The organism is Leifsonia sp. NPDC056665 (genome assembly GCF_042791795.1).
Lineage (GTDB): Bacteria > Actinomycetota > Actinomycetes > Actinomycetales > Microbacteriaceae > Leifsonia.
Window position 1 is genome coordinate 405,559 of the sequence record NZ_JBHTXK010000001.1, and the last position, 13,165, is coordinate 418,723.

Sequence of the window (13,165 nt, forward strand, 5' to 3'; positions counted from 1 at the left end):
CGGCCTCCGCGCCTACTTGGCCTCGCCGTAGCTGTCGACCACGGCGGCGGTGACCGGGAAGTCGACGGGGAAGCCGCCGAAGAGCAGCCGCCCGGCGGCCTCGGCCGAGGCGCGGACCTCGGCGGCGACGGCCTCCGCCGACTCCGCGGGGGTGTGGACGATGACCTCGTCGTGCAGGAAGTACACCAGGTGCGGGCCGGCGGTGAAGTCCGCGCCCGCCGGGGTCAGCCGGGCGAGCCGGTTGCGCAGCTCAGCCATCCAGCACAGCGCCCACTCGGCGGCGCTGGCCTGCACGACGAAGTTGCGCGTGAAGCGGCCCCAGTCGCGCGCCTGGCTGCGCGCCCTGCGTTCCTCGGCCGGGGTGGACTCGGCTCCGGAGGCCGCCGACTGGGCGGCCTGCCAGCTCCCGCCGGGCCGCGGGGAGCTGCGGCCGAGCCGGGAGGTCACGATGTCGCCCCGCTCCCCCGTGCGCGCGGCGTCCTCCACGAGCCGCACGGCTCGCGGGTAAGCACGCGCCAGCCGCGGCATCAGCCGGCCGCTGTCGCCCGTCGTCGCGCCGTACATGGCGCCGAGCATGGCCACCTTGGCCTGGGCGCGCTCCTCCACCGCCCCGCTCGCCACGATGCCCGCGTAGAGGTCGCGGCCGCGTCCGGCCTCCGCCATCGCGGTGTCACCGGCGAGTCCGGTGAGGATGCGCGGCTCGAGCTGGGCGGCGTCGGCGACCACGAGCTTCCAGCCGGGGTCGGCGACGACCGCGCCGCGGACCTCCTTGGGGAGCTGGAGGGCGCCGCCGCCGCGCGTGGCCCAGCGACCGGTGACGACGCCGCCCGGGATGTAGTCCGGCCGGAAGCGCCCGTCGCGCACCCAGGCGTCGAGCCAGCTCCAGCCGTTCGCCGCGTGCAGCCTGGCGAGCTTCTTGAACTTCAGCACCGCCGGGATCGCGGGGTGGTCGAGCTCGCGCAGCTCCCACGACCGGGTCGAGGTCACCATCAGGCCAGCGCGCTGGAGCGCCTTGAGGAGCTCGGGCGGGCTGTCGGGATTGAGGTCGGGCGACTCCAGGGCCGTGCGGATCTCCGCCGCCACGGCCTCGAGCGCCTCCGGCCGCCCGTAGCGCGGGCGCGGGCCGAGGACGGCGCGCAGCAGCTCGTCGTGCCGCTCGACGCTGTACGGGAGGCCCGCGTGCTGCATCTCTGCCGCGATCAGCGCTCCGGCCGACTCGGCGGCGAGCAGGAGGCGGAGCCGGCCGGGCTCCGCGCTGCCCGCGACGGCCTCCTGCTGCGCGGCGAACTCGTGCTCGATGGAGGGCCGGGTCGTCTCGGCCGGGTGGTCGAGGTCGAAGAGAGTCGCGGCCGAAGGCTCGGGCGCGTCCTCCAGCACGCGGGCGGCGTCCCACGGCCCCGGCGCGGCCGTTGCGAGCGCGGAGCCCGCGGTGAGCGTCGAGGCCCGCAGGATCGCGTGGCTGAGCCGCAGGTCCACGCAGCGCTCGACACGGACGCCCGCCTGCAACAGCCGCGGGTACCAGGCGCGGGTGTCGTCCCAGACCCAGCGCGGCCGCGACGCCGCCTCCTCGCGCCGGATGAACTCCGGCAGGTCGGCCTCCGCGAGCTCGGTGCGCCCGGGGTCGTCACCGTCCGGACGGATCACCACGACTAGGCCAGGAGCGACGCGGTCGAGTAGGAGTTGCACTCCCTAATTCTGCATGCAGCGGACGACACTTCCCGCTATAGTGAGGAAACGTCACTTTAAGCGATGCCGACCCGAAAGGCGAGCGACGATGACAGAGTACCTGCACGACTCCCAGGGAGTGTGGATCGCGTACCGACCCGATCCGCAATCGCGCTGGCTGTTCAACTCCGAGGGCGACTGGATCGGCTGGTTCCCCTGGTCCGACGACATCGCGGTGACCCCGGGCGGCTCCTACCTCGGAACCGTGCACGGCGACCGCCTGTTCATGGACGACGAGCACCCGTACCGGGGGAATCCGGGCTACCCGGGCGCGCCGGGCTATCCGGGTCAGGCGCCGTATCCGGGCGCAGGGCCGTACGTCGGGCTGCCGGACGGCTGCGACGACGTCGCACCTGCGCTGCTCTGGCCGCGCATCGCGTCCTGAGGGCTCGGAGCTACGGCTCTCAGCCCGCCAGCGCCGCCAGCCGCGACCGCAGTTCCGGCCAGGCCGCGCCGAAGCCGGGATGCAACGGCAGGTCAGCGACCTCCGGAACCGACACCCAGCGCAGTTCGATGCTCTCCACGTCGGCCATGTGCGGCTCGAACGCGCGCACCGCCTGAGCGACCACGGTCGTGTACGACCAGAAGCCGAGGTCGAGCACGCTCTCGAACAGCACCTGCACCGCGTCCGCGGGCACGGCCGCCTCCTCCGCGGCCTCCCGCAGGGCGCCCTCCACGGCGGTCTCGCCCTCGTGCCTGGCGCCGCCCGGGAGGCCCCAGGTGCCGCCGAAGTGGCTCCAGTCGGCGCGGTGCTGGAGCAGCACGCCGCGCCGTAGGTCGTGGACGAGCAGACCAGCGGCGCCGAAGCGGCCCCAGAAGCGCTCGCCGTTCGGACCTTCCACCCATGCGTCGCCGGAGTTCACGTCTCCACGTTAGCCGCACGGCAGAAGCCGGTGACGCCGCGTGACGGTTCTCGCAGACGGTCCTACTGTGTGGACATGACACTCCAACGCTGGCGCCACCTCACCGAGTGGCCACTCACTGCCGCCGCCGCGGTGTTCCTCGCCGCCTACGCCTGGGAGGTCATCGGCGACCTCCACGGGGCACAGCTCGTCGTCGCTGAGACAGTGATCTGGATCACCTGGGTCGTCTTCCTGCTCGACTACTTCGTGTGCCTCGCCCTCGCCCCGCAGCGATGGCGCTGGTTCTACACGCACCTGTTCGATCTCGCCATCGTCGTGCTGCCGATGCTGCGGCCCCTGCGGCTGCTGCGGCTGGTGACGATCCTCGCCATCCTGCAGCGAAGCGCAGGCGCCGCGTTCCGTGGGCGCGTGATCGTCTATGTCGCGGGCGCGGTCGCCCTGCTGGTGTTCACGGCCGCCTTGGCGGCGCTGGACGCCGAGCGCGGGAGCCCGCACGCGCACATCGAGACCTTCCCGCAGGCCATCTGGTGGGCCTTCGAGACCATCTCGACGGTCGGCTACGGCGACTACGTCCCGGTCACCGAGGTGGGCAGGCTCGTCGCGGTCGGCCTGATGATCGGCGGCATCGCGACGCTCGGCATCGTGACGGCGACGCTGGCCTCCTGGATCGTCGAGCGGGTCGCGCAGACCGAGATCGACATGCGGGCGGCCACCCGCGGGCAGATCCGGGAGCTGTCCCGCCAGGTGGCGGAGCTGAAGACCCTGCTCGAGGAGAGGTCGGCCTGATGGCGGTTCGCAGTGCGGCGATCCTGCTGCACCGCCGCGGGACGGCCGCCCGTGAGGTGTGGATCGCGCACATGGGCGGCCCGTTCTGGGCGCGCAAGGACGAGGGCGCCTGGACGCTGCCGAAGGGACTGGTCGAGGAGGACGATGTCGACGACCTCGCCGCGGCCCGGCGCGAGTTCGCCGAGGAGATGGGTACGCCCTCTCCCGACGCCGTGTACGTCCCGCTCGGCGAGTTCCGCGCGTCGAGCAAGACCTTCGTGGTGTTCGCGGCGGAGGCCGACTTCGAGCTCGCGGAGCTGGTCAGCAACGAGTTCGAGCTGGAGTGGCCGCCGCACTCCGGCGTCGTCCGGACGTACCCCGAGGTGGACGACGCCGGCTGGCATCCGGTCGCTGTCGCGCACGAGAAGCTCGCCAAGGGGCAGCGGCCCATTCTGGACGCGCTCGTGCGGCTCCTCGGCGAATACGGATCCGACTAGCGCGCAGGGCACCCCCTCGGTCGTATGGTTGGCTGCACGTGCCGGACGGGACGAAGGAGGAGCAGGTGGCGAAGAAGAAGGCGGAGAAGGACGCCGAGAAGGCCCTGATCACCGCGAGGGCCGCTGTCGACGAGGCGCAGCGGCTGGTCAAGAAGCTCGACAAGAAGACCCGCAAGGAGGCCGAGGACCTCGCCGCTGCGCTGGAGCAAGCGGCGAAGGACGCGAAGAAGGCCTCGCAGCGGGCCCGCAAGTCGGCGGAGCAGGCGGCCAAGGACGCCAAGGCGAAGGCCCAGACGGCCCGCGAGCGGGCGCGCACGGCCGCGTCGGCCCCGGCGGCGAGCACGGGCATCCCCACATTCCGCGACCTGCGCGACCGGGCGAAGGCGCAGGGCATCCAAGGCTACTCGCGGATGAACAAGGCCCAGCTCCTGCACGCGCTCGGTGAGGGCTGACGTTCACCGGCCGGTAACCGGCTGCTTCTACGGTTGCCGCCGTGACTGACACCACCGCCGAGCCCGCGATCCTCTCGGCGCTGGACCGCGCGCCCGCGCCGCGGACGCTCATCGACATCCTGCGGGAGTCCGCCGCCGCCAACCCGCAGGGCTCGGCGATCGAGGACGCCCGCGGCGCGCTGAGCTACCGCGAGCTGCTCGCCCGCGTGCTCGCCACGGCGGCGCGGCTTCGCGAGGCAGGGGTGCGCCGCGGCGACCGCGTCGGCGTGCGGATGACCTCCGGCAGCCGAGACCTCTACCTGGCGATCCTCGGCGTGCTCGCGGCGGGCGCCGCCTACGTGCCGGTGGACGCCGACGACCCGCAGGAGCGCGCCGATGTCGTCTTCGGCGAGGCGGAGGTGCGCGGGGTCATCACGGACGACGGCTATCTCGCCACGGCCGCCGCTGACGGCACGGACGCCGTCGACGTGCCGGCCGGACCGCTCGCGGTGCAGGGCCAGGAGCCGCACCCGAGCACCTCCGCCCTCCCCGTCATCGACCCGCCGACACCCGAGGACGACGCCTGGATCATCTTCACCTCCGGCTCGACAGGGACTCCGAAGGGCGTTGCGGTGCGGCACCGCTCGGCCGCAGCGTTCGTGGACGCCGAGTCGCGGCTGTTCCTGCGGGAGGAGCCGATCGGCCCCGGCGACCGCGTGCTCGCGGGGCTCTCGGTGGCGTTCGACGCCTCCTGCGAGGAGATGTGGCTGGCCTGGGGGCACGGCGCGTGCCTGGTTCCCGCGCCGCGGTCGCTGGTGCGCACGGGCATGGACCTCGGTCCGTGGCTGGCGGCGCGCCGCATCACCGTCGTCTCGACCGTTCCGACGCTCGCGGCGCTCTGGCCGACCGACGCGCTCGACACCGTGCGACTGCTGATCTTCGGCGGCGAGGCCTGCCCTCCCGAGCTGGTCAACCGGCTCGCCGTGGAGGGCCGCGAGGTCTGGAACACCTACGGGCCGACCGAGGCGACGGTCGTCGCCTGCGCGAGCCTGCTCACCGCGGGCGAACCGGTGCGGATCGGCCTCCCCCTCGACGGCTGGGACCTCGCAGTCGTCGGCCCCGACGGCTCCCCGGTATCGGTCGGCGAGCCCGGCGAGCTGATCATCGGCGGCGTCGGCCTCGCCCGCTACCTCGACCCGGCGAAGGACGCCGAGAAGTACGCGCCACTCCCCTCGCTCGGCTGGCGGCGCGCCTACCGCAGCGGAGACCTGGTGCGCTTCGACCCGGCCGGCCTGTTCTACCTCGGCCGTGCCGACGACCAGGTCAAGGTCGGCGGCCGCCGCATCGAGCTCGGGGAGGTGGAGGCCGCCCTCCAACAGCTCCCCGGCGTGTCAGGGGCGGCCGCGGCGGTGCGCAGGAGCGCGGCGGGGAACGACGTGCTGGTCGGCTACCTCGCCGTCCCGGAGCGGGCGGCCTTCGACCGGCGTGCCGCGCTGGCGGAGCTGCGCGCCGAGCTCCCCGCCGCGCTGGTGCCGCTGCTGGCGGTGGTGGACGACCTCCCGGTGCGCACCTCCGGCAAGGTCGACCGTGCGGCGCTCCCCTGGCCACTGGAGGAGGCCGACGAGGACGCGCCGGTCCTCGACCCGGTCTCGGAGCTGCTCGCCGCCGACTGGCGCGGCGTGCTCGGCCTGGCGCTGGGCGGACTGGACGACAACTTCTTCGACCTCGGCGGCGGCTCGCTCGCGGCCGCGCAGCTCGTCTCGCTGGTGCGCAGGCGGCATCCGGACATCACGGTCGCCGACATCTACGCGCACCCGCGCTTCGGCTCGCTCGCCTCCGCGCTCGCGGAGAGCTCGCCGTCGGCCTCCGCCGCCTCCACGCACGTCGTCCCGCCGACGCCGCGGCGGATGCAGGTGCTGCAGACCGTGCTCGCCGTGCCGCTGTTCATCCTGAACGGCATCCGCTGGCTGCTCTACCTGCTGACGGCGGCGGGCATCCTGCGGCCGTTCGGCGGGTTCGGGTTCCTCCCCGACGTGAACCTGGTGTGGCTGATCGTCGGGCTGATCGTGTTCGTCACGCCGTGGGGCCGGATGGCCATCGCCGTGGCCGCCGCACGGCTGCTGCTGCTCGGGGTCGCTGCCGGCGACTACCCGCGCGGCGGCGGCGTGCACCTGCGGCTCTGGCTCGCCGAGCAGGTCGCCCACCAGATCGGCGCGGCCAGCCTCGCCGGCGCCCCGTGGATCAGCTACTACGCCAGGGCGCTGGGCGCGACGATCGACCGCGGCGTCGACCTCCACGCGCTGCCGCCGGTGACGGGCATGCTGCGGATCGGCGCCGGCGCGTCCATCGAGCCGGAGGTCGACCTCGCCGGGTACTGGATCGACGGCGACCTCGTGCGCATCGGCGAGATCCGCATCGGTGCAGGGAGCGCGGTCGGCGCCCGCAGCTCGCTGATGCCCGGCGCGAAGATCGGCCGCGACGCGACCGTGGCGCCGGGCTCTGCCGTGTTCGGCCGGGTGCCCGCCGGCCAGAACTGGGCGGGCTCCCCCGCCGTCCGGGTCGGCAAGGCACGCGAGTGGTGGCCGGGCGAGCGGCCGCTGCGCCGCACCAGGTGGGTCGCAGCGTACGCCGTGGCCTCCCTCGTCGTCTCACTCGTGCCGGTCGTCGCGCTCGGCGTCGGCGGGCTGATCGTGGCGGCGTTCACGCGCGGCGCGACCACGATCGTCGCTGCGATCCCCGGCGCTGCCGCCGCGCTCGTCCCTGCGACGCTGGCGGCGGGCCTCGTGCTCGCGGGCGTGGTCGTGGTCCTCGTGCGCCTCCTCGGCCTCCAACTGAGGGAGGGCGTCTACCCGGTGCGCAGCCGCGTGGGCTGGCAGGTGTGGTCGACGGAGCGGCTGCTCGACATGGCCAGGACGCTGCTCTTCCCGCTCTACTCCAGCCTGTTCACCCCGGTCTGGCTGCGGATGCTCGGCGCGCGCGTCGGGCGCGACGTGGAGGCCTCGACCGTGCTCCTGCTGCCGGCGATGACCAAGATCCGCGACGGCGCGTTCCTGGCCGATGACACGCTGGTGGCCTCCTACGAGCTCGGCGGCGGCTACGTGCGCGTCGCGGAGGCGGAGATCGGCGCCCGCGCCTTCCTCGGCAACTCGGGGATGGCCGGCGGCGGCAACCGGGTGCCGCGCGACGGGCTGGTCGCCGTGCTGTCCGTCGCCCCGCGCAAGGCCAAGGCGGGGTCGTCCTGGCTGGGCTCGCCGCCGGTGAAGCTCCGCCGGCGTGCGCAGGACGCCGACCTCTCCCGCACTTTCGAGCCGAAAGCCTCGCTGCGCGTCGCCCGCACCGCCTGGGAGCTGCTGCGCATCGTCCCGGTGTTCGTGACCTGCGCCATCGGACTCGCCGTGCTGCTGACCCTCGCGGCGCTCTCCGAGGCCTGGGGCGTCGGCTGGGCGATCGTCCTCAGCGGTCCGGTGCTCCTGGTCGCCGGCGCGGTCAGCGCGGCCGTCAGCACCGCGGCGAAGTGGGCGCTGCTCGGGCGGCTGAAGCCGGGCGAGCATCCGCTCTGGTCGTCGTTCATCTGGCGCAGCGAGGTCTCCGACACCTTCACCGAGATGGTCGCGGCGCCCTGGTTCGCCTGGGCCGCCGCCGGTACGCCCGCGCTGGTCTGGTGGCTGCGCAGCCTGGGCGCGCGCATCGGGCACGGCGTCTGGATCGACAGCTACTGGCTCCCGGAGGCCGACCTGGTCGAGCTGGGCGACGCATCCACCGTCAACCGGGGCTGCGTCGTGCAGACGCACCTGTTCCATGATCGAATCATGAGCATGGACCAGGTGATCATCGAGCGCGGCGGGACCCTCGGGCCGCACAGCGTCATCCTGCCCGCGGCCGCGATCGGCTCCAACGCCACGGTCGGACCGGCCTCCCTGGTGATGCGCGGCGAGACGGTGCCGGACCGCAGCAGGTGGAGCGGAAATCCGATCGGCCCGTGGCGGGATGTCGTGGTACGCGAGTACCGTGCGGTGCGATGACCGAGGCCACCTTCGACACTGACGCCGTCCCCGCCGCGTCCCACGTCTACCTCCCGCGCTCCGGCACCCACGACTTCTCCGTGCTCTCCTACGACCTGGAGCTGTCGTACAAGGTCGCCACGAACCGGCTCGACGGGACGGCCGTGATCCGGGGACGCACGAACGTCGTCCTCTCGGCGGTCTCGCTCGACCTCGTGCACCTGCGCGCCAAGCGGGTCAAGCTGGACGGCGACAAGCGCACCCGGTTCACGCAGTCCCCCACCCACCTGCGGGTGAAGCCGGCGAAGCCGATCCCGGCAGGGGCGGAGTTCACGGTCGAGGTCGCCTACGACGGCTCCCCTGTTCCGCGCCGGACCCGCTGGGGCACCCTCGGCTGGGAGGAGCTGACCGACGGCGTCATCGTCGCCTCGCAGCCCTCCGGGGCGCCGACCTGGTTCCCGTGCAACGACCGGCCGTCCGACAAGGCCGCGTACCGGATCACGATCACGACCGAGCAGCCGTACACCGTGCTCGCGACCGGCGAGCTCGCCGGCCACAGCGTCAGCGGAGGCCGCGGCACCTGGACGTACGAGCGTCCGGAGCCGACGGCGACCTACCTCGCCGCTGTGCAGATCGGCCGCTACGTGCTGGAGCCCCGGCGCACAGGCGGCGTGGAGTGGGTGATCGCCTATCCGCCCGCGCTCGCCGCCCGCGTGCTGGCCGACTTCGCGCCGGTCGGGCGGATGATCGAGTGCTTCCAGGAGCGCTTCGGCCCGTACCCGTTCCCGTCCTACACGGTCGTGGTGACCGAGGACCCGCTGGAGATCCCGCTCGAGTCGCAGGGCATGGCCACGTTCGGCTCGTCGCACGTCGACGGCCGCGGCGGCTCGGAGCGGCTGATCGCGCACGAGCTCGCCCACCAGTGGTTCGGCAACAGCGTCGGCCTGGCCCGCTGGTCGGACATCTGGCTGAACGAGGGCTTCGCCTGCTACGCCGAGTGGATCTGGTCGGAGTACTCCGGGAGCCACTCGGCGAACACGCTCGCGCGCACTCACCACGCCGTCCTGCGCGTGAAGCCGAAGGACCTGGTGCTCGCCGACCCGGGCGTCGACAGCATGTTCGACGACCGGGTCTACAAGCGCGGCGCGTGCCTCCTCCACGCGCTGCGCCGGAGGCTCGGCGACGACACGTTCTTCGACCTGGTGCGCGGCTGGTCGGCCGCGCACCGCTTCGGGACGGCGTCGACGGCGGACTTCGAGGCGTTCGCGGCCGGGTTCTCGGACGAGCCGCTTGACGCGTTCTTCGACGCATGGCTGCGCGAGACGCGGTTGCCGTCGCTCAGCGAGTGAGCGCGCAGCGCCTGCCCGCTAGGGCCGATCCTCCGGGCGGCGCTCCTCGCCGGTGATCCCGTCGATGCGCGGCGCGTCGTGCGCGGGCGCCGCGGTGGCGGGCGCCGGCTCGGCGGTCTCGGCGGCAGGACGGGGCGGCGGGACGTCGTCGCGGCGGGTGTCGTCCGCCGCGCCGTCGGCGACCACGCGGTTGCCGTGCCGGTCGGTCTCGACGTCCGGGTCGACGTCGTCGGCGCGGCTCAGCTTGTCCTGCTGCTCGTCGCGGGCGGCCGCCGCGGCGCGTTCGCGCTCGTCGGCCTCCCGGCGCAGCCGCTCCGCGTCGACCTCGGCCTGCTTGGCGTCAGCGGCGGCCCTGGCGGACTTCGCCTCGCGTTCGCGCGCGGCCAGCTCGTCGCGGGAGGCGGCCTCCCGCAGCTCGGCCGCCCGCTGCCGGTCGGCCTCCACTTTGCGCCGTCGTCCCATCATGGAGACGACGATCACGATCCCCACGACGATGACCACGATGACGACGATCAGCACGATCCATCCGATTGCGTTCATGCCGCGGCACGGTACGCGCGGCACGGGGCGCCGTCAGGGCCTTGCGCTCGGGGACCGAGGGTGCAGGGAGCGGCCGTCCGCGCCAAGAACTGGGGGCGACGGAACGGCGATCGCGGTGCCTAGGCTGGCCGGAGGGCTGCACCGGGGGGATGGATGCGAGAGGTCGATCACGACGCGTTCGTCGCCGCCTGGGCGACGTATTGGGGACGGCGGGAGCTCGGGATCGTCATCGACAATGCCGCGGCCGCCCGGATCGAAGCGGATTCGCGCCGACTCCGCGCCTTCTACGATCACTGGCTGGAGGCGTTGCGTGCCTACCCGGCGGACTCGTCGCTCCGGCTGATGGGCACGCCCGCGCTGGTCCCGGAGCTCGTCGACGCCGCCGAAGGGGATCGGGAGGTCGCCGGGCCACGCCCCGCGGCGTTCGGGCCGTACGCTGTCGGCACCTCGACGGGCCCCCGATCCGAACGGTCCGGTGACTACGCCATCCCGGTCGACCCGGACAGCGAGGGGGCGCGCGCGGGCCGGACGCTGCGCCGAGGGACCTGGGCGCTTCCGCTCACCATCGTGGCGCTGCTGACCTCCTGGTGGGTGCCGCTCCTCTCCCTGGCGGCAGCGGGCTGGGCGCTGGCGCTCGCCGTGCCCGTCAGCCGGCTGTTCTTCACCAAGCGCGTCCCGCTGCGCATGCACTGGCGCCCTCTCGTCGTCCAGCTGCTGGCGTGCCTCGCGATCGTGCTGGCGGTCGTTGCCGTCGTTCCTCAGTTCACCCATCCCCGCACCCCGTCGAAAGGCGCCGCCGCCATGTCAGAGTCCGTGGGTTCTCAGACCGTCGCCCGAGTGCTCGGGCGACTCCGGGCGCACTGGCCGGATGCGCAGGTCGACTTCGCACTGTCGCCGGACTCCCCCGACCAGCTGGAGAACGTGCGCGTGCGGGTCTCCGACCACGTGGTCCTCGAAGCGATGCACACCGGCCCGATGTGGGCGGTGCATCCGCTGACCGACGCGAGCGGCCGGCTCGTACCCGTGGAGCCCGATCGCCCGTACACGATCGGCGTCGACGTGTCTGCGCCCCCTGAGGAGTTCGCCGACCGGTTCTACGAGGAGGTCTACTTCTGGTGGGTGAAGCTCCACCCTGGGCAAGACCCGGCGCCGCCGCAGTTACCGGCCTAGCCCTCCGTCGCCTCCGCCGATCGTAGTCCGGCGAGCAGCAGGCCCACCATCCGCTCCGCGCGCCCGGAGGTCGCGCCGTCCGGGCGGACGCCGTGGCACAGATCGGCGACGGCGCCGAGAAACTCCCCCGCGTCGACGTCCTGGGCGATGTCGCCGGACTGCTGTGCCGCCGTGAGGAGGCCGGCGAGCGTCGGCGTGAGGTGGGTCGAGAAGTAGGCCGCCAGCGGCTCGTAGGCCGGGTCTCCGGAGTGCAGGGCACCCGCCAGCCCGCGCTTGGCGGCCACGAACCGGGTGTAGCGCATGATCCAGCGGTCGAGGGCCTCCCCCGGCGGGTGCGCCGCCGCGAGCGGGGCCGCAGCGGTGACGCAAGCATCCAGCTCGCGCCGGAACACGGCCGAGATCAGGTCGGACCGCAGCGGGAAGTGCCGGTAGAGCGTGCCGACACCGACACCGGCGCGCGCGGCGATCACCCGCGCGGGCACGTCGACCCCGGCCTCCGCGAACAGCGCCGTGGCGGCCTCCACGAGCGCATCGGCGTTCTGGCGGGCGTCGGCGCGACGGGGCCGGGTCGCAGGCTCCCCTGCGCTGAGGCTGCTCGGGTTCGCGGGCATGCGGCTGTCCCCGGTGTCCTTCCTCTGGTGATTCGCCGATGATCGGTGTAGCGTCGAAGGAGTAACCGGAACAGCGTTCCGTTTGGAATCCCACCGATCCGGAATCATGTTCCGATTGCTCGATCTTAGGCCTGCCGTCGTCCCGGCGCCAGACCACGAACCCCTCGACTCAGGAGAGAAAGTCATGCAGCACCGCACTCTCGGCCGCACCGGCATCAAGGTCACCCCGTACGCGCTCGGCGCGATGATGCTCGGCTCGCTGGGCAACCCCGACCGCGCGGAGGGCGTGCGCATCATCCACCGCGCGCTCGACGCGGGCATCAACTTCGTGGACACCGCCGACCGCTACGGCGACTCCGAGGAGGTCGTCGGCGAGGCGCTCAAGGGCCGCCGCGACGACGTCGTGCTCGCGACCAAGTTCTGGGGGCCGGTGGACGACGACCTCAGCCACCGCGGCGCCTCCCGCCGCTGGATCATGCAGGCGGTCGAGCGCTCCCTCCGCCGCCTGCAGACCGACCACATCGACCTGTACCAGCTGCACCGCCCCGACCCGGACACCGACATCGACGAGACGCTCTCGGCGCTCACCGACCTGGTCCGGCAGGGAAAGGTGCGCGCGATCGGCTCCTCCTCGATGCGCGGCTCCGAGATCGTGGAGGCGCAGTGGATGTCCGAGCGCCGCGGCTACGAGCGGCTCCGCACCGAGCAGCCCAACTACTCCCTCCTCGACCGGGAGATCGAACGCGAGATCCTGCCCGTCGCGCAGCGCTACGGCATGGGGACGCTCGTCTACAGCCCGCTCGCCGGCGGCACGCTCACCGGCCGGTACCGGGCGGGCGGCGAGAACGACAACTTCCGCTCCACCCGGACCGGGATGCGCCACTTCCGCGACGAGCGCCGGCTCGCGGCCGTGGAGGAGCTGATCGCGCTCTCCGAGGAGGTCGGCGTCCCGCTCACCCACCTGGCGATGGCCTTCGTGATCGCGCACCCCGGGGTCACCTCCGCGATCGCCGGCCCGCGCACGATGGAACAGCTCGAGGACACCCTCGCCGGCGTGGACGTGACGCTGTCCGACGAGGTCCTCGACCGCATCGACGCGATCGTCCCGCCCGGCGAGAGCATCGGGGCGATGGACATGGTGTACCGCGGGCCGGAGGTCGGCGACCCGGCGGCGCGACGGCGCCCGGCGGCGGAGCGGTCGGCGGCCTGAGAC

Annotated in this window: 12 protein-coding genes; 8 read left to right on the top strand and 4 right to left on the bottom strand. The window is 73.3% G+C overall.

Annotated elements, in window-relative coordinates; translation table 11 throughout:
* Nucleotides 1-12: 12 nt before the first annotated feature.
* Nucleotides 13-1,686, bottom strand: coding sequence for a bifunctional 3'-5' exonuclease/DNA polymerase (locus tag ACFQ9V_RS01815; RefSeq protein ID WP_382457469.1), 1,674 nt, complete (start codon nucleotides 1,684-1,686; stop codon nucleotides 13-15).
* A gap of 88 nt (nucleotides 1,687-1,774) precedes the next feature.
* On the opposite strand from ACFQ9V_RS01815, the gene ACFQ9V_RS01820 reads away from it, so the two are divergent.
* The gene (locus ACFQ9V_RS01820; protein ID WP_370053237.1) at nucleotides 1,775-2,110 is read left to right on the top strand and encodes a hypothetical protein; all 336 of its coding nucleotides are present in this window, start codon (nucleotides 1,775-1,777) and stop codon (nucleotides 2,108-2,110) included.
* 19 nt (nucleotides 2,111-2,129) lie between these two features.
* Here ACFQ9V_RS01820 and ACFQ9V_RS01825 read toward each other — a convergent pair whose 3' ends face one another.
* Nucleotides 2,130-2,588 carry an NUDIX domain-containing protein gene (locus tag ACFQ9V_RS01825; protein WP_382457470.1) on the bottom strand — a complete coding sequence of 153 codons (459 nt, stop codon included), beginning with the start codon at nucleotides 2,586-2,588 and terminating at the stop codon, nucleotides 2,130-2,132.
* A gap of 75 nt (nucleotides 2,589-2,663) precedes the next feature.
* On the opposite strand from ACFQ9V_RS01825, the gene ACFQ9V_RS01830 reads away from it, so the two are divergent.
* The 5 genes from ACFQ9V_RS01830 to ACFQ9V_RS01850 all read left to right on the top strand — a co-directional run bounded on the left by ACFQ9V_RS01830 (nucleotide 2,664) and on the right by ACFQ9V_RS01850 (nucleotide 9,631).
* Nucleotides 2,664-3,374, top strand: coding sequence for a potassium channel family protein (locus tag ACFQ9V_RS01830; RefSeq protein ID WP_382457471.1), 711 nt, complete (start codon nucleotides 2,664-2,666; stop codon nucleotides 3,372-3,374).
* Complete coding sequence (locus ACFQ9V_RS01835; RefSeq protein WP_382457472.1) at nucleotides 3,374-3,850, top strand: NUDIX domain-containing protein; 477 nt, start codon at nucleotides 3,374-3,376, stop codon at nucleotides 3,848-3,850. Before ACFQ9V_RS01830 ends, ACFQ9V_RS01835 begins: the two co-directional genes overlap by 1 nt.
* Nucleotides 3,851-3,915: 65 nt before the next feature.
* Complete coding sequence (locus ACFQ9V_RS01840) at nucleotides 3,916-4,302, top strand: hypothetical protein (protein WP_382457473.1); 387 nt, start codon at nucleotides 3,916-3,918, stop codon at nucleotides 4,300-4,302.
* Between the two features lie 41 nt (nucleotides 4,303-4,343).
* Nucleotides 4,344-8,303 (top strand): Pls/PosA family non-ribosomal peptide synthetase, encoded by a 3,960-nt coding sequence (locus ACFQ9V_RS01845; protein WP_382457474.1) that lies wholly within the window; start codon nucleotides 4,344-4,346, stop codon nucleotides 8,301-8,303.
* Complete coding sequence (locus tag ACFQ9V_RS01850; protein ID WP_382457475.1) at nucleotides 8,300-9,631, top strand: M1 family metallopeptidase; 1,332 nt, start codon at nucleotides 8,300-8,302, stop codon at nucleotides 9,629-9,631. Before ACFQ9V_RS01845 ends, ACFQ9V_RS01850 begins: the two co-directional genes overlap by 4 nt.
* Nucleotides 9,632-9,649: 18 nt before the next feature.
* Here the strand turns inward: ACFQ9V_RS01850 and ACFQ9V_RS01855 are convergent, their stop codons facing one another.
* Nucleotides 9,650-10,171, bottom strand: a complete 522-nt coding sequence (locus tag ACFQ9V_RS01855; protein ID WP_382457476.1) for a hypothetical protein — start codon at nucleotides 10,169-10,171, stop codon at nucleotides 9,650-9,652.
* 153 nt (nucleotides 10,172-10,324) lie between these two features.
* On the opposite strand from ACFQ9V_RS01855, the gene ACFQ9V_RS01860 reads away from it, so the two are divergent.
* On the top strand, nucleotides 10,325-11,341 hold the full coding sequence (locus ACFQ9V_RS01860; RefSeq protein WP_382457477.1) for a hypothetical protein: 1,017 nt from the start codon (nucleotides 10,325-10,327) through the stop codon (nucleotides 11,339-11,341).
* Here the strand turns inward: ACFQ9V_RS01860 and ACFQ9V_RS01865 are convergent.
* Nucleotides 11,338-11,952 (bottom strand): TetR/AcrR family transcriptional regulator, encoded by a 615-nt coding sequence (locus ACFQ9V_RS01865; RefSeq protein WP_382457478.1) that lies wholly within the window; start codon nucleotides 11,950-11,952, stop codon nucleotides 11,338-11,340. The two genes, ACFQ9V_RS01860 and ACFQ9V_RS01865, sit on opposite strands and share 4 nt — an antisense overlap.
* A gap of 184 nt (nucleotides 11,953-12,136) precedes the next feature.
* Here ACFQ9V_RS01865 and ACFQ9V_RS01870 point away from each other — a divergent pair, with 184 nt between their 5' ends.
* On the top strand, nucleotides 12,137-13,162 hold the full coding sequence (locus tag ACFQ9V_RS01870) for an aldo/keto reductase (RefSeq protein WP_382457479.1): 1,026 nt from the start codon (nucleotides 12,137-12,139) through the stop codon (nucleotides 13,160-13,162).
* The last annotated feature ends 3 nt before the right edge of the window (nucleotides 13,163-13,165 follow it).